The following is a 16,974-nucleotide window of genomic DNA, read 5'->3' on the forward strand; positions in this document are numbered from 1 at the left end:
TTATTTCTACTGTCAGCGCACTTTTTTCTCGATCGCGATGATGAACGGTGGATGATTCTGTTGATTCAAGAAGCGGTACTGAAGAACGGCATAACCTTGCTGATCAAGGGCTGTGACGTAATCTAGGACAGCATCGCGTTCCCGTTTTCCTTCAAGATGACCGTGATAGACGACAAGGACGACAAGACCACCAGGTGCAAGTACCGGGAGGAGAGCGTCGAGTGCTTCAAGCGTCTCTTCACCTGTCGTCGTGATCGATTTATCACTTCCAGGCAAGTATCCGAGATTGAAGACGCCGGCACGAACAGGCCGTCGTTCGTCCGAAAGACGCGCACCAACATGGATGTGACTTTCGTGATAAAGATCGACGCGTTCTAACATTCCGGCTTCGTCGAGACGTCGTGTCGATTCCTCGATGGCTTGAGCTTGGACGTCGAACGCAAGGACTCTACCTTCTGGACCGACGCATTCTGCTAAGAACTGCGTATCATGTCCATTTCCGGCAGTCATATCGACGACGCAGTCACCAGGTTCGATGACGGACTCCAGTAATTGTTTCGTATAAGGTAGTACACGGGCAAGTGACATGGCATAGACTCCTGTTCCTATGGGCTGTTTTTCTCTTTATACATGATCATCGTATGTATGATTCCTCCTGCATTATACCATCTTTTGAGTCATTGACGAAAAGTGAAGTGGCTTGACAGGCGGGGGAGGGATTGCGTAAAGTGGCAAGGTTGAGAATGAAATAGGAGGACCAAAGGTATGCCAAAATTACCAAAAGCGGTCTGGATCCTCGTCCTTGCGATGGCCATCAATACGACGGGATCCTCTTTTTTATGGCCGTTCAATACATTATATATTCATGAATATTTAGGGGAGTCGATGACGAAAGCCGGAATGGCGTTATTCGTCAACTCAGCCTTAGCAATCGTTGGGAACTACTTAGGCGGAAAAGCGTTTGACCGACTCGGCGGAAAGAAGACGCTTGTCATCAGTGTCATCGGACTTGTCCTGTCTTCCGTCGGCTTGTTGCTATTTCATCAGACGTATATTGGATACGTCGCGATGCTCGGATTGATTGGATTCGTCGGTGGGATGGTTTTCCCAACGATCTACGCAATGACGGGAGTCATCTGGCCGGAAGGCGGACGCCGCGCCTTTAATGCGATCTATGTCGCGCAAAACGTCGGTGTAGCCCTCGGGACAGCTGTTAGTGGTCAAATTGCTGCTTTTTCGATTCAGTACATCTTCATCGCTAATCTCGTTCTCTATATCGTCTTTGCCATCATTTTGTTTGTCGGTTTGTCCTGGATTCAGGCGCCAGCGCGGATGCATGCGGCACATGACGAGATCGAAACGACACGCACACCACTTTCGCGCGGATCCGCACGGACGATGTTGCTCGTTTCGATCGGTTATGCCTTACTTTGGTTCGTTTATGTGCAATGGCAAGGGACCTTTGCTGTCCATACGAAATCGCTCGGTGTCACGATTTCCGAGTACTCGATTCTTTGGACAATCAATGGAGCGCTTATCGTGTTCGCACAACCTTTATTAACACCAATTCTTCGTTGGTTTGGAGATGATTTGAAACGCCAACTGATGACCGGGACAGGCATCTTCCTTCTCTCTTATCTGATTGTTCCGTTTGCAGGCGGCTTCAAGATGTTCCTCATGGCGATGATCATTCTGACAATCGGTGAGATGTTCATCTGGCCAGCGGTTCCTGCAATGGCGGCGCGACTTGCGCCAATCGGAAAAGAAGGAGAATTCCAAGGATACGTTAATATCGCTGCTTCAGCAGGGCGGATGATCAGTCCGACAGTTGGAGGTTTGATCTACGATTTATCAGGTATGTCAGCAGTTTTCTTGACCTTAATTGGATTGATCCTGTTAGCAGGAGTTGTCTTCCTTCGTGCTATTCCTAAAACCACATCATGAGCTTTATCTTGTGAGACAGCGGACGATAGATCAGCTGTCTTTTGTTACATCATTCGTTCGAAAATTATAAAACAAACATTTAATAATATGGAATATTTCGGCAAAGAAATGGGTACTTTCTAATCAAGAACTTGAAAAGAAAGGTCATATGAACGTTTCTTCTTTTTGATTGGAGGTGCACGGATGGAAAGGTGTCAATTCATCACAGATGCCGCAACTTGGACGACACACGTACAGAAACAGCCTCTTGATATCTTCTATAGTCACCAATACGTCACGCTCAACGCTAGACCGTCTGAGCAAGCGGTATTATTTCTTTATGAAGGTCATGCAGGAACACTGTTTTATCCCTTTTTGAAGCGTCGTATTTTTGATACGCCTTATTCAGATCTCATTACACCGTACGGCTATGGTGGACCGGAAATCATCGGTCAACTGACTGCGTCTGAGATTCAGCAGGCTCGTTTATCCTTTGAGAGGTGGGCGGAGCAAGAATCGATCGTCTCGGAAATGATCCGCTTTAATCCGTTAACAGGTAATGAACGGTTTATGCAGGACTGGACAAAAGTTTCCTTCATCCGTCATACGACGAGTATTGATTTGCGTCCTTCACTTGAAGATATCATGCAGACATTTCATAAGAAGACGAGAAGCATGATTCGTAAATCGCTTGCTTCACCCTTAACCGTCAGAACAGGAACACAGGACGATCTACCTGTTTTTTTAGCGTTGTATCATGAAACGATGGACCGGAAGAATGCCTCGGCTCATTATTATTTTACCGCGACGTATTTTGAGCAATTGATGGAGACGACCCCACTTTGTGAGCCCTTATTACTGATGGCGGAAATCGACGGAAAAGCGGTTGGGGGATACTTCGTATTGCTTGGAAAAGAATACGCCCACGGTCATTTGATCGGCTGTAAGCGGGATGAAGCGAAAATGTTCCCGAATCAGCGACTTGAGTACGAAGCAATTCTTCAGGCAAAAGCACGGGGACTCGTCGAACAACATCTTGGGGGCGGGTATCAAGAACGGGATAGTCTTTTTGAGAGTAAATGCCGTTATACTGGATATCGACTATTTGAGTATCATCAAGGAAAATCCATCCTGCAACCATCACTATATGATTTGCTCTGCATACGATACGGATCAAATGCTGATTCAGATTATTTTCCGGCGTATCGACAAGCTGGTATTCAGGTGGCAACTAGTTAAATAGATAATGAGAGTATGAAAACGACTACATCGTGTAGTCGTTTTTTTTGATATGCTGAAGTCAGGATCGATCAATAAAGGGGGAGTTATCATGAAAAAACGCGGTCTGATTTTTGATATGGACGGGGTTATCTTAGATAGTGAGATTCGCTACTTTGAAGTGCATCAACAGATGTTCGAAAGGTTATCGATTCCGCTTGATCCGATTCAGTATGCGACGTTCATGGGAAAAACAGGAGATGAAATGTGGGAAGAACTCGTCGCCCAGCATCAGCTGAAAGAAACAGCTAGTGCGTTGCTTGAGGAAGAACATCGCTTGTTTCAAATTCATGCAAAGCCAGAGGAGTGTGGATTAAAAAAAGGCGTCACACAAGTCATCGAACAAGCGTCGACTCTTGGTTACGATATCGGCATTGCTTCTTCGAGTTCACTTCAGAAAATCGAACGTGTCATCCGTCATTATGGGCTTCCGATCACGCACTACGTCAGTGGAGAAGAAGTCATCCGTTCGAAACCGGATCCCGCGATTTTTCGACTTGCGGCAGAGCGGATTGGACACGCACCCGAGAACTGTCTCGTCATTGAAGACGCTGCGAACGGGATGATTGGCGCGAAAGCAGCAGGTATGGAAGTGATTGCGCTTCTTGATGACCGGATGCCGACGCAACGCTTAGAGCAAGCGGATCATGTCGCACAATCACACGCAGAAATCGAGGAAATTTTACGGAAGCGTTGACGCTTGAGGAAGAAACAGATTACACTAGAAAAAGATAGTCAAATGCATGGAACTGAAGTAGTAGGGGAAAGGTGCCGTCAAGAGAGCTGGTGGAAGGTGCGAACCAGTCGGTAACAACCGTGAACTCGTCAGGGAGCACGATTCGTGAAGTCGTAGTAGCGAATCCGGTCTTTCACACCGTTATCCGTGAATCAAGCGGTCTGTCATAGACAGACAACGTGGGTGGTACCGCGGAAGCCAAACCGGTCTTTCGTCCCTTTTCTTAGGGGCGGAAGACCGGTTTTTTTAGATTAGAGGAGGAAAAGACATGCCGTACAATCATCGCGAAATTGAACCAAAATGGCAGGCGCGTTGGGATCAAGACAACGCCTTCGTCACGACAGAAGATCCAGAAAAAGAAGGGTTCTATGCCCTTGATATGTTCCCGTATCCGTCAGGTGCTGGACTCCACGTTGGTCATCCGGAAGGTTACACAGCAACGGATATCCTCGCACGGATGAAGCGGATGCAAGGATACAATGTCCTTCACCCAATGGGATGGGATGCGTTCGGATTACCAGCAGAACAATACGCGCTCGATACAGGAAACGATCCACGCGAATTCACAGCGAAAAACATCGAGACGTTCAAGCGTCAGCTTAAAGAACTTGGATTCTCGTATGACTGGGATCGTGAAATCAACACAACGGATCCAAAATACTATAAATGGACGCAGTGGATCTTTACGAAGTTGTATGAAAAAGGACTTGCCTTCGTAGACGAAGTCGCAGTCAACTGGTGCCCGGCACTTGGAACCGTCCTTGCGAATGAAGAGGTCATCGACGGATTATCCGAACGCGGAAATCATCCGGTTGTGCGTGTTCCGATGCGTCAATGGGTCTTGAAAATCACGGAATATGCGGATCGCCTTCTTGAAGATCTGGATGATCTCGATTGGCCGGATTCTGTCAAAGAGATGCAACGCAACTGGATCGGGAAATCTGAGGGTGCTGAGATTGATTTCACGATTGATGGACATAAAAAACAAGTCACGGTCTTTACGACACGTCCGGACACGATCTTCGGTGCGACGTATCTAGTACTTGCACCGGAGCATCCATTCGTAGCTGACATCACGACAGCGGATCACAAGGAAGCCGTCGATGCGTACATTTCGCAAGTCCAAACGAAGTCAGATCTCGAGCGAACGGATTTAGCGAAGGAAAAAACAGGTGTCTTCACGGGTGCTTTTGCGGTCAATCCGATCTCAGGCGATCGTCTTCCAATCTGGATCGCTGATTATGTCCTTGCTTCTTACGGAACAGGTGCGATCATGGCTGTCCCAGGACACGATGAGCGCGACCACGAATTCGCGAAGCAGTTCGACTTACCGATCGTTGAAGTCGTCGCGGGTGGAAATGTCGACGAAGCAGCCTACACGGGAGAGGGCGAACACGTCAACTCGCATATGCTTGATGGACTTGGGAAACAAGAAGCAATCGAGACGATGATCGCTGAACTCGAAACGAATCAAGTCGGTCGTAAAAAAATCACGTATCGACTCCGAGACTGGTTGTTCAGTCGTCAACGGTATTGGGGCGAGCCGATTCCAGTCGTTCATATGGAAGATGGTTCGATGAAAACACTCAATCAAGAGGAATTACCACTTGAGCTTCCAATCATTCCAGAAATCAAACCGTCTGGTACAGGCGAATCACCACTTGCGCTTGCTGAAGACTGGTTGGATTACACGGATCCTGAAACAGGAATGAAAGGCCGTCGCGAGACGAATACGATGCCACAATGGGGAGGAAGCTGCTGGTATTACCTTCGTTTCATCGATCCACACAATGAAGAAGCGATTGCGGATCCGGAAAAATTAAAATACTGGCTTCCAGTCGATATTTACATCGGTGGAGCAGAACATGCTGTTCTCCACTTGTTGTATGCGCGCTTCTGGCATAAAGTCTTGTATGATGCAGGCGTCGTACCAACAAAAGAACCATTCCAGAAGTTATACAACCAAGGAATGATCCTTGGAGAGAACAACGAGAAAATGTCAAAATCTCGCGGTAACGTCATCAACCCAGATGAAATCGTCAAGTCGCATGGTGCTGATACGTTACGTTTATACGAAATGTTCATGGGACCACTCGATGCATCGGTTGCCTGGTCTGAGAACGGTCTTGACGGGGCGCGTCGTTTCCTCGACCGTGTCTGGCGCTTGTTCGAACGGACAGCAGACATTCAAGACGTCACGGAAGTCGATGCTGACTTCGAACGGATATACCACCAGACCGTCAAGAAGGTCACGGAAGACTTCGCGAACATTCAGTTCAACACCGGGATTTCGCAACTCATGGTCTTCGTCAACGAAGCGAATAAACAGCCGGTTCTCCCGCGTCACTTCCTTCGTGGATTCATTCAATTGTTAACACCAGTCGCGCCGCACCTTGGTGAGGAACTCTGGGAACAACTTGGCTTTGAAGAGACATTGACGTATGCGGCATGGCCAACATTCGATGAATCAAAACTTGTCAGCGATACGATGGAATTCGTCATTCAAGTGAACGGTAAAGTTCGCTCGAAAATCGAAATCAACATCGATGCGACAAAAGAAGAAATCGAAGCACTTGCCTTTGCTGATGAAAAGACACAAGAATGGATTGGCGACAAGACGGTTCGGAAAGTCATCGTCGTACCGAAAAAATTGATCAATATCGTGGCGAACTAAGCCATAACCCCTTTCATTCACTTGATGCGAATGGAGGGGGTTTCTTCATTTCCGTCGCAAGTCCGCTTTTTTTTTGAACGTCCTTCTGCTACACTGAATCAGAAACCGAGAAAGAAAGGCGAGTACCATCAATGAAACGATCTTATATAGTCTATACAACGATTTTTGCTGTCGTTTCGGGGTTGATCCTTTGTATACTGCTCGTCTTCTCAAAGCCAGAGACGTTGTCACGTATTCAGGAAACGTTCGCGAAAATCGAGACGCAATCGAAGCATCAGGCAGCTGTCAAACAGGTGCCACCGAAAACGCCTTCAGCCATTCCGAATCCAGAAGAACCGTTAATTAAAAATGTTCAACAGATGTTATATGATGATTCCATCGGTTCGTACCTCGTCGTAACAGAGGACTATCGTTTCTTTGAAATCAGTGGAACTGGAGAACGCATCAATGCGACGTTTCAGTTGGAAGAAGGGAATCTCTTATTGTCTGGTCTTGACGGGATGACACTCGTTGACGGAGAGACAGTCGCTTTATTGACGTCGAATCAAATTCTAGTCACGATTAAACGAAAAGATGGCGTCTGGAGTGAAGAAAAACGCGAAAAAGTACAAGGGACGACGATTCGAGACAGTTTCCATGGTCTTGGATATGATGCGAAGAAAAAAGAATTCTATACAATCAATCAAATTCGCTCGATTGGTCGTGTTGAATTGACTTACTTTGCAATGAAAGAGGACAAAATCAAGATTGATCCAGATGCTTCGGAAAAGAAGAAGCGTGCCTTAAAGAAAAAGCAAAAACCACCGTACTTGTCGATCATCAAACGAGAGAAAATCGAAGCGGCGAGCGGAATGCGAAGTGATGCGAAAAAAGCATTTGAATCCAGATTCCGTCCGATTGGTCTTGCAGAACGGCAAGGTCGGATCTACACGTTAGACTCAGAAGCACTTTATCTTTATTCGATTGATCAGAAAGAGAAAACGATTACGGGGGAGACAGCGAGTCCGAAAGTGTATGGATCAAAAGGAATCTTTGTACAAGATAATGAATTGTTCGCCTTAGTCGTCACGGATAAATTCTCAAGTCGATCGTTCACACCGATTGACTGATGTAGAAAAAAGACCCGATTTCTCTGATTATACAGAGACGAATCGGGTCTTTTTTGTATTAAGAGACAGTGTCACGTGCCATCTCTGCAGCGTGACTACCGGCACAATGACCCGTCACGAACGCAGCTGTGATATTGTATCCACCTGTATAGCCATGGATATCAAGAATTTCGCCAGCGAAGAATAATCGCTCCGCCTTTTTCGACATCATCGTTTTGGGATCAATCTCTTTAATCGAGACACCGCCACCAGTGACGAAGGCCTTATCGAAATCGAGCGTTCCTGTTGCTTTGAGTGGGAATCGTTTCAATTGTTGCAGGAAGTCCGTCCAGTCCTGTTTCTTTACTTGTGTACACACTTCATCGCCAAAGCCGATTCGAGCGAACAGGAGTTCAAGCAATCGTTCTGGTACAAAACCACGAAGGGCATTCCGAACCGATTTCTTCGGATTTGCCGCAAGTGCTGCCTGGAAGCGTTCTGTTAATGCACCGAGTGACTCATCCGGGAAGAGGTCGATCGATAGATGAACGATCGTCTCTTTCGATCGTTTGCGCTCTTTGATCGTATATTGGCTACACCGTAAAGCGATCGGACCACTTAAACCGAAGTGTGTGAACAGTAGATCACCCGTATGTGTCTTGATTGCTTTGTCCTTTTTACCGTGAACCGTTAAGGCAACGTCACGCAACGACAGTCCTTGTAATGTTTTTTCATGAATGAACGTATCACCTAACAAAATCGGGACTTCCGTTGGGAAAAGTTCCGTGATCGTATGACCCGCTTTTTCAGCCCACGGATAGCCGTCACCCGTCGAACCCGTGTGCGGAACAGATTGTCCGCCGACCGCTACGATACAACTTTTTGCTTCAAGACGCATGCCGTTTTCTAAGATGACAGCTGCAAAAGAACCATCTGGATGAAAGTCGAGCGTAGCGACTTGCGCGTCTGTTTGAATCTCGGCGCCATGTGCACGGATTTGATCAATCAATACACGAACGACGTCTGCCGCCTTATCCGAGACCGGGAACATCCGACCGTTATCCTCTTCTTTGAGTGCGACACCAAATCCTTCGAACAAATCGATGATCGATTCATTATTAAATTGAGAAAAGGCGCTATAAAGGAAACGTCCGTTTCCTGGAATCGACTGGACGAGCTCATCGAGTGGCTTTCGGTTCGTGACGTTACACCGTCCGCCGCCAGAGATTGCGAGCTTTCGTCCTAATTTATTTCCTTTATCGAGCAGGAGCGTCCGGGCTCCGGCTTGTAAAGAGGCGAGCGTCGCCATCAAACCGCTCGGTCCGCCTCCGATTACGATTACATCGTACATAAGGTCACCTCATTCATAGAATTCTGCTTGTTTCACTTTAGCAGAAGTTGCGACTGTAAACAAACCGTCTCTTTCAATTCAAGATAGACAGCGGTATAATGATTTGCAATTGTGTACGAGAGAACTTGTATAATGAGACAATCACGATTAGAGTGTCGATTTAAAAATCAGAAAGCGTGAGGGATGTTACCATGTCCACAGTCAGTAATAAGCAGTCTACTTCTTCCGGCAATGCAGGATTCGTTCGTGGAACGATGCTCCTGTCCGGTGCGTCGCTGATTTCCCGCGCACTGGGTTTGATTTATCTCTTTCCGTTTCAGTTCATGGTCGGTGCGACAGGTATCATGTTCTATACCTATGCCTACAACTACTATGCGATCATGATTGGTGTCGCGACAGCGGGGATTCCTGTTGCCGTCTCAAAATTCGTCGCCAAATACAATGCGTTAGGAGAATATGATACGAGTGAACGATTGTATCGATCTGGTCTAAAGATCATGTCCTTGACCGGGGTTGTCTCTTTTCTCGCCTTATTCTTCCTTGCACCGTATTTAGCGCACCGGGCGATTCCAGGCGGTGACGTTGATTCAGCCTCGTACGTCGATGCCGTCACGATGACGATTCGAGGGGTTAGTTTTGCGTTACTCTTGATTCCACCGATGAGTATGACGCGTGGATATTTCCAAGGATATCAATCGATGGGACCGACAGCGATTTCGCAAATCTTGGAACAAATCGTCCGCATCATCTTCTTACTCGTAGGAGTCAGCATCGCTATCTATGTATTTGATTCAGGTGTAGCCTTTGCAGCGACGATTGCAACGTTCAGTGCATTCATTGGTGCAATCGGTAGTGTCGCGGTTCTCATCTATTACTTCCGCAAACGATCCAGTGGGCTGCAGGAGCTTCGTGCTACTCAAACCGTCCGTTCGCCGGATCGCCCGTTAACGGATTTGTATAAGGAATTATTGACGTACGCGATTCCGATCGTCATGGTCGGTCTTTCGACGCCGCTTTACCAAGTCATTGATCAGAACACGATGAATGCCGCGTTACAAAGTATCGGCTATACGCTCGAAGCTGCCGGAAATGCGACGGCTTATCTGATTGCGGATAGTCATAAGATCGTCTTGATTCCGGTCTCTGTCGCAACGGGCTTATCTTTGTCTGCGACGCCACTATTGACAGCCTCATTTACGCAGGGGGATATGCGAAAGGTACGGGCTCAAATTTCACAGATTTATCAACTCGTCTTCTTCGTGACGATTCCTGCAGTTGTCGGAATGATTCTCCTCAGTGAAGAAACGTTCCACGTCCTGTTCCCGAAAGATCAAGCAGCATGGGTCTATCTGTTGAGTTATGCACCAAGTGCCTTGTTCCTTGCTCTTTATTCAGTCACGGCAGCGGTCCTTCAAGGGATTAACCGTCAATACTTTACGATCATCGCAACACTTGCTGGATTACTTGCGAAGTATCTCTTGAATGCACCGTTGATTCATTTGACGGGTGATGGAACAGGTGCTGGATATGCGACGATCATCGGCTATCTCGTTGCGACCGGTTTAATGTTCTTCCGGATCACACAAACGGTGAAGTTCCCATTCAATACGGTCTTACGCCGGACGTCGTTGATCTTGATCATCAGCGCCTTGATGGGAGCGGGTGTCGCGCTCGTCAAGTGGGGAATGGTATCCATCTTGCCAGAGACGACATGGGCGTCTCTATTGATTCTGATCGTAGGTGCAGCAGTCGGAATCGTGATTTTTGCAGGACTCTCGATTTGGAGTGGCTTAGCAGAAGTCGTATTAGGACGTAAAATTTCATTGAAACGAGGACGAGGTCATGCGTCTAGATAAATTGTTATCCAACATGGGAGCAGGCTCCCGAAAAGAAGTGAAGCTGCTGCTGAAGGCAGGGGCAATTCAAGTCGATGGTGAGATCGTGCGTGATCCGAAACAACATGTCGATGTCGAGACGCAACAAGTTCTGATGTACGGCGAACCGGTCACGTATCAAAAATACATCTACTTGATGATGAATAAACCACCGGGTGTCATTAGTGCAACAGAAGATAAACGAGATGAGACCGTCATTGATCTGTTGTTTGAAGACGTGACGTATTTCAAACCGTTCCCGGTCGGACGACTCGATAAAGATACAGAGGGTCTATTGCTGTTGACGAATGATGGGTCGTTTAATCACGCTTTAATGTCTCCAAAGAAACACGTCGAAAAAACGTATTACGCAGAAGTGACAGGAGTGTTGACGCAAGAAGACATCGAAGCGGTTGCGGCAGGCGTCACGTTAGAAGACGGTTACCGAGCAAAGCCGGGAAAACTTGTCATCTTATCGACGACAGAAACAGATTCAACGCTTGAGTTGACGATCACGGAAGGGAAGTTCCATCAAGTCAAACGGATGATGCTTGCGCTCGGGAAAGAGGTCACTTTTTTAAAGCGCCGCTCGATTGGGCGCTTGGAACTTGATCCGGCACTTGCGCTAGGGGATTATCGTGAACTGACGCCAGCGGAACTGTCTTTGTTTGATTGGCAACCTGAATAAGCAAAACGAAAAGGCGGTGGAATGAGCGTACATTCCATCGCCTTTTGTTATGGGTTTCGATTATTGATTACGCAATGCTTCTGCGATTGGATAAGGACCACTGAGTACTTCGAATACACGAGATTGTGTCGGATGATCGATCAAGTGAACGAACAATGCTGCGACATCATCACGCGATATCTTACGATCTTCGTATGAATCAAAATGCTCTTTCGTTTCAACGGTGCCTGCCGGGTCGTCGTAGCTGAGCGGACCAGGACGTACGATCGTATAATTGAGTCCGCTTTCCTGTAGGTGTGCGTCTGCTGTTGCTTTAGATTCGAGATATACTTTCAATTCACCTTTTGGTTCTTCCGTACCTACTGAACTGAGCATCAGGAAACGATCGATACCGTTAGCTTTTGCTGCATCGATGACTTTAATTGCGCCTTCTTGATCGACGGCGCGCGTCAATTCGTCTGATGCGCCACCAGCACCCGCTGCAAAGATGGCGACGTCCGCATTACTGATGACACCACTGACATCCTTCGTCAAATCCCCAAGTCTGACTTCAGATGCACCGAGTGCAATCAAATCGTTGATTTGATTTTCTTCCCGTACAACCGCGATTGCTTGATGATCACCTTGTTTAGCGATCAATTCGACCATCTTGCGTCCAGTCGTTCCGTTTGCTCCAATGATTAAAATATTCATTCTTCTCAACTCCTTCTCCCAATAGCTATACCCCACGTTTTAAAAAAGATAACAAAAAAAGACGCGAAGAATCGCGTCATCGAAAGATATACATAGTGAAACAGTGGATCAACCCGCTTGCTTTTGTTTCTTGCTCGACGTCCAGCTACCGCGTCGAGGGCTCACAATGAGATTGTTGTATTCGAGCACGTTCAAATCCCGCTGAACGGTCCTTGAAGTGATGCCAAACTCTTCAACCAACTCTGCTGTCGTAGTAGCTCCGTTCTCTTGGATGTAGAGATAAATCGATTTAATCCGGGTCAACATACGGTCTGTAGAATCTTTCATTGGTATAACCACTCCCCCAATGGATAGAATAGTGTTCTAAAGCTTCGGGTGACAAAAGACAATGCAATATCCAGTTGTTTCGCCTTTAGTATAACGTTTTGATATTAAATTGCAAGTGATTTAACCGAACGTTTGCATAAAAAAAATATTCAAACAGATTGTAAAGTCGATAATTGGAGTTTTAACATCGTTGAATGTTCGTTATTTCAACAAATAAAAAAGAAAACAGAATTTGGATGTTCGTATCTGAACGAATATTCGCTATACTAGAAAGGTGTATAGGAAACGAATCCAACTCAGAATGAAGGAGCGAAATCAGATGGTGAATTGGAAAGAAGAAGTACTCGCGCGTCGCGAGGACTTATTGGAGGATTTAAAAGAACTACTGCGGATTCCGAGTATACTTGATGAATCAACAATCGAAGAAGGTGCACCGTTTGGTCAAGAAGTCAAACGAGCCCTTGATTGGATGCTCGCGACAGGGGAACGAGACGGATTCAAGACAAAAAATGTTGATGGATACGCCGGACATTTGGAATATGGTCAAGGGGAAGAGTTACTCGGTATTCTTTGTCACTTAGACATCGTACCAGCTGGTGGCGATCACTGGACATACGGTCCGTTTAACCCAACGCTTGTCGATGGGAAGCTGTATGCGCGCGGTGCAATCGATGATAAAGGACCGACGATGGCAGCTTATTATGCCTTGAAGATCGTCAAAGAACTCGGATTACCGCTCTCAAAACGTATTCGTTTGATTGCTGGAGGAGATGAAGAGAGTGAATGGCGTTGTGTGAATCATTACTTCAAACATGAAGAGATGCCGACTCTCGGCTTTGCACCAGATGCCGACTTCCCGATCATCAATGCGGAAAAAGGACTGTATGATGGGTTATTGATTCAAGGAAAACCAGCGCAAGCATCTGATACAGGCTACCATCTCGTTCGTTTTGAAGGTGGCGAACGTCCGAACATGGTTCCGGGTCATGCCCAAGCACTTCTTCGTGTCGTCGAAGTGGGGACGCTTGAAACGGATTTCCATACGTATCTTGAAGAACAAGGCTTGTCTGGGACGGTCAAGCAAGAAACGGAAGGTCTCGTTCTTGATGTGAACGGTGTCGCAGCCCATGCCATGGAGCCGGATAACGGTAAAAATGCTGCCTTACATTTAGCACGTTTCCTCAATACGCTTCACTTGGATTATAACGGTCGTCGTTATATTCAGCTTGTCACGCACATGTTCCGTGATTCTCGCGGTGTAGCGATTGGTGTCGCTGCTTCAGACGAGACAGGTGACTTAACGATCAACGGTGGTGTATTCCGGTATGCAGAAGAGCAAGGAACAGCGTCGATCAACATCCGTTATCCTTATTCAGCAGACTTCACGGAACGCTTGCAAATCATCAAGGAAGCGGCAGCGGGATATGGCTTCGAGTTACAGACTCGAACACATATGACACCACACCATGTCGATCCGGATCATGAATTGATTCAGACACTGAGTGCCGTGTATGAACGTCATACGAACCAACCAGCTGATCTGATTGCTATCGGTGGTGGTACATATGCACGTTCGTTGACGGCAGGGGTTGCATTTGGACCAGTCTTCCCAGGTGGTCCTGAAGTTGCCCACCAAGTCGATGAATATGTTGATTTTGAAGAACTCTTGCTTGCTGTCGCGATTTATGCAGAAGCAATTTATGAACTCGCAAAATAATGACTGATGATCCCCCGCATCGTGGAGATGGGGGGATTGCTTCTTGAAAGGAAGTTCCGTGTGAAAAATCGTCAAACTTATCATTTCCAAGCGTTATATTTCTTTATTTTCTTTGGACAAGGTGCACTCATTCCGTATCTTGCGCTTTATTTTTCAAGCGATGCGTTCGGTCTGTCCGCTTCAGAGATTGGTACAATCGTTGCGATCGGACCGATTCTCTCTATTTTCTTACAGCCCGTTTGGGGCATCGCGGCAGATCGACTCGGAAAGCCGAAACGTCTCTTACTCGTTGCCATGCTCGCCGCTGGAGTATTTACATTAAGTTACTTAATGACGTCCGCTTATCTACTTTTACTATTGATTTCATGTGTCTGGGCATTATTCCAGTGTGCGCATATTCCACTCGTTGATACACTAGCGATCGAATATACACGAAAACGTAAGGTAGATTATGGCGCCTTGCGTCTTTTTGGATCAGCTGGTTTTGCTTTAGCCGTCTTCATCCTTGGACAAATCACTGAGGAGGGTGGACTTGGTCTGATTTTTTATGCGACCGGTGCAGCGTGGGTTCTTGGTTTTCTTGTGTTGATCGGTATTGAAGAAACGGGGAGCGTACACATTTCACATCAACAACAGGTACCGTTAAAACAACTTTTTTCGAATCGACGCTTCTTGTTATTCTTAGCGGGAGGGAGTTTGATCTTCGGACCGATCTTCGCCAATAACTATTACTTTGGCAGCTACGTCACGATTCGTGGAGAGACGACCGCGCTCGTCGGGACCTTGTTCTTCGTCGCCGTTCTGTGCGAAATCCCGTTCATGCGCATCGCTTCGCGTCTATTGTTACGATTCGGAGCGATTCCAGTTCTTGTCTTCATTTCCTTGCTGTCAGCTGCTCGTACGGCGATGATCGCATTAGAGCTTCCGATCGTCATGCTTTGGGTATTGTCTGCGATGCAAGGAATGATCGTCGGATTGTTGATCCCTGTTGCATTAGACTATGTTCGGTCACTCGTTCCAGAGACGATGGTCGCAACAGCTGTCAGTACATATATGGCAACGACGACAGGGCTAGCGACAGCACTGTTTAACTTGATGAGTGGGTTTGTGCTAGACCAAAGTACAATCTATACCGTCTTTTGGGTATATACAATTAGCAGTATTCTTGGTGCCGTCTTGTACAGTGTCAGTGGTCGAATGAAGGAGTGAAGATACGATGAGACAGGAACGACACTTTTTCGTTGCCTTACCGATTCCTTCTGAAGATTTAGCGAATATCGCTAATCGTTTATCTCTATCTGATTACTTTCGAAATGTCTATACGTTAGAAGAGTACCATTTGACGCTTCGTTTTTTTGGTCCATTGGGTGAAAAAGAACAACAATCGTGGAAACAGCAACTGCAGGAGATTGCGCGCACGATCGAACCTTTCGTACTTCGATTGGATCGTCTAATTACCTTTGGACAAAACGAGCGACCACGTGTCGTCGGATTCGGAACAGAAGCAGAGGAATTGTTTCGATTAGTGCGTCTGATTGATCCAAGTGCGACTAAACCATTCGTTCCGCATGTCACGATCGCGAAGAAGTGGCGCACGGAGGCGGAAGAATGGACGACGAATCCGATACAACCGGTGGAATGGACTGTTCGTGAACTTATTCTGTTTGAAGTACGACTAGGCGTTTCGCCGCGATATGAACCGGTTTACCGGATTCATCTAGGTAAAGAGGAATGAGGTGATCCCCATCGCAATCTTGATGAAACTATATGACTTAGATAGTCGATTTGAAAAAAATCCGCTTGAGATGACAAAACGGTTCGGTGAACATCAGGCACTTGATTACGCTCATGTCTATCGTAGATGGGAGGCTGGAGAATTATTTCCCGGGGAAACGCTCATCCGTCCGAAGAAGTGGTGGCAAGTGATGAAAAAAAGCGAAGTCATTCAACTTCCGGGTAAACAATTATCTCGAAGAGCGTTTGATAAATGGTACAAAAAACGTCTCGAGTTACAAAAATTATTAAACGTTACTGGTGGAGCGGGCGAAGAGGACATTTGGCGGATTCCGTTAAAACGTCATTTAGACTTTTATCAGATGTTACATCTCTTGAATGAACAGTATGCAATGTTTTATCGCGCCGTCATTCAATATCAAGTCGGGGAAGTCGAATTGAGTCCGTTCGTCGTCGGTCCATCCGCGATTTATATCATGGAATGGCTTGACGGTGACGAAAGTATCTATCATATCCGGCGAGATAAGTTGTGGCGGGAACAACCGTTCAAGGCATCCGCAAAGCAAATTTTGAATCCGAACATCGGTTTAAAACGGACGGAAGATATTCTACGAGTCGTACTTGGGCGAGATTATGTCTTGCCGATCGAACGAGTCATTTTAGCACCTTCAGGTTATTTTGATCAGATTCCAAAAGAAACGACGACGACTTACGTCAATAAAGTCGAGTTTCCAAACTGGCTACAACGAATGAATGCAAGTGCGCCGCATACAAAAGCGTTTCAGATGCGGGTGTGTGAAAAAATCCTGAAAGAGACCGTATCGATTCCGTTTCAAATGGCAATTCTAAGTGAAGGGCAGTCACGAATTCAAGAGTAGGGGAGGAAGCGAC

At 46.6% G+C, this 16,974-nt stretch carries 15 protein-coding genes and 1 other annotated feature; of the genes, 11 read left to right on the forward strand and 4 right to left on the reverse strand.

Going from position 1 to position 16,974, the window contains the following annotated elements; translation table 11 throughout:
- Positions 1 to 12: 12 nt before the first annotated feature.
- Entirely contained in the window at positions 13 to 609 is a 597-nt protein-coding gene (locus tag B4F99_RS10705) for a class I SAM-dependent methyltransferase (protein WP_255344364.1), read from the reverse strand.
- A gap of 156 nt (positions 610 to 765) precedes the next feature.
- Between B4F99_RS10705 and B4F99_RS10710 the strand changes: the two genes are divergently transcribed.
- From B4F99_RS10710 to B4F99_RS10730, 5 genes are all read left to right on the forward strand, one after another.
- Positions 766 to 1,944, forward strand: a complete 1,179-nt coding sequence (locus B4F99_RS10710; RefSeq protein ID WP_214852721.1) for an MDR family MFS transporter — start codon at positions 766 to 768, stop codon at positions 1,942 to 1,944.
- 183 nt (positions 1,945 to 2,127) lie between these two features.
- Positions 2,128 to 3,162, forward strand: a complete 1,035-nt coding sequence (locus B4F99_RS10715; RefSeq protein WP_290757727.1) for a peptidoglycan bridge formation glycyltransferase FemA/FemB family protein — start codon at positions 2,128 to 2,130, stop codon at positions 3,160 to 3,162.
- 91 nt (positions 3,163 to 3,253) lie between these two features.
- Complete coding sequence (locus B4F99_RS10720; protein WP_290757731.1) at positions 3,254 to 3,898, forward strand: HAD family hydrolase; 645 nt, start codon at positions 3,254 to 3,256, stop codon at positions 3,896 to 3,898.
- Positions 3,899 to 3,936: 38 nt separating this feature from the next.
- Positions 3,937 to 4,159: a binding site (T-box leader), on the forward strand.
- 46 nt (positions 4,160 to 4,205) lie between these two features.
- Entirely contained in the window at positions 4,206 to 6,611 is a 2,406-nt protein-coding gene (gene leuS / locus B4F99_RS10725; RefSeq protein ID WP_290757734.1) for a leucine--tRNA ligase, read from the forward strand.
- A gap of 131 nt (positions 6,612 to 6,742) precedes the next feature.
- Positions 6,743 to 7,720, forward strand: coding sequence for a hypothetical protein (locus B4F99_RS10730; protein WP_290757737.1), 978 nt, complete (start codon positions 6,743 to 6,745; stop codon positions 7,718 to 7,720).
- Positions 7,721 to 7,778: 58 nt separating this feature from the next.
- On the opposite strand, the gene B4F99_RS10735 is transcribed toward B4F99_RS10730, so the two are convergent.
- Complete coding sequence (locus B4F99_RS10735; RefSeq protein ID WP_035406136.1) at positions 7,779 to 9,050, reverse strand: NAD(P)/FAD-dependent oxidoreductase; 1,272 nt, start codon at positions 9,048 to 9,050, stop codon at positions 7,779 to 7,781.
- Between the two features lie 191 nt (positions 9,051 to 9,241).
- On the opposite strand from B4F99_RS10735, the gene B4F99_RS10740 reads away from it, so the two are divergent.
- Complete coding sequence (locus B4F99_RS10740) at positions 9,242 to 10,906, forward strand: putative polysaccharide biosynthesis protein (RefSeq protein ID WP_214852737.1); 1,665 nt, start codon at positions 9,242 to 9,244, stop codon at positions 10,904 to 10,906.
- Positions 10,893 to 11,612: a pseudouridine synthase gene (locus tag B4F99_RS10745; protein WP_290757743.1), complete on the forward strand. Its 720-nt coding sequence runs from the start codon at positions 10,893 to 10,895 to the stop codon at positions 11,610 to 11,612. Before B4F99_RS10740 ends, B4F99_RS10745 begins: the two co-directional genes overlap by 14 nt.
- Before the next feature lie 60 nt (positions 11,613 to 11,672).
- On the opposite strand, the gene B4F99_RS10750 is transcribed toward B4F99_RS10745, so the two are convergent.
- Positions 11,673 to 12,305: an SDR family oxidoreductase gene (locus B4F99_RS10750; protein WP_290757746.1), complete on the reverse strand. Its 633-nt coding sequence runs from the start codon at positions 12,303 to 12,305 to the stop codon at positions 11,673 to 11,675.
- Between the two features lie 108 nt (positions 12,306 to 12,413).
- On the reverse strand, positions 12,414 to 12,632 hold the full coding sequence (locus tag B4F99_RS10755; RefSeq protein ID WP_290757749.1) for a DeoR family transcriptional regulator: 219 nt from the start codon (positions 12,630 to 12,632) through the stop codon (positions 12,414 to 12,416).
- A 319-nt stretch (positions 12,633 to 12,951) separates the two neighbouring features.
- Here B4F99_RS10755 and pepV point away from each other — a divergent pair, with 319 nt between their 5' ends.
- Genes pepV through B4F99_RS10775 form a run of 4 tightly spaced genes read left to right on the forward strand, consistent with a single transcriptional unit; the run spans position 12,952 to position 16,961 of the window.
- Entirely contained in the window at positions 12,952 to 14,349 is a 1,398-nt protein-coding gene (gene pepV, locus B4F99_RS10760; protein WP_290757752.1) for a dipeptidase PepV, read from the forward strand.
- Positions 14,350 to 14,409: 60 nt separating this feature from the next.
- Complete coding sequence (locus B4F99_RS10765) at positions 14,410 to 15,558, forward strand: MFS transporter (RefSeq protein WP_290757755.1); 1,149 nt, start codon at positions 14,410 to 14,412, stop codon at positions 15,556 to 15,558.
- 7 nt (positions 15,559 to 15,565) lie between these two features.
- Complete coding sequence (gene thpR / locus B4F99_RS10770; RefSeq protein WP_290757758.1) at positions 15,566 to 16,084, forward strand: RNA 2',3'-cyclic phosphodiesterase; 519 nt, start codon at positions 15,566 to 15,568, stop codon at positions 16,082 to 16,084.
- 1 nt (position 16,085) lies between these two features.
- Positions 16,086 to 16,961 carry a hypothetical protein gene (locus tag B4F99_RS10775; protein ID WP_290757761.1) on the forward strand — a complete coding sequence of 292 codons (876 nt, stop codon included), beginning with the start codon at positions 16,086 to 16,088 and terminating at the stop codon, positions 16,959 to 16,961.
- Positions 16,962 to 16,974 lie beyond the last annotated feature (13 nt).

Source organism: Exiguobacterium sp. UBA3491, assembly GCF_002377745.1.
In the GTDB taxonomy this organism is placed as follows: domain Bacteria; phylum Bacillota; class Bacilli; order Exiguobacteriales; family Exiguobacteriaceae; genus Exiguobacterium_A.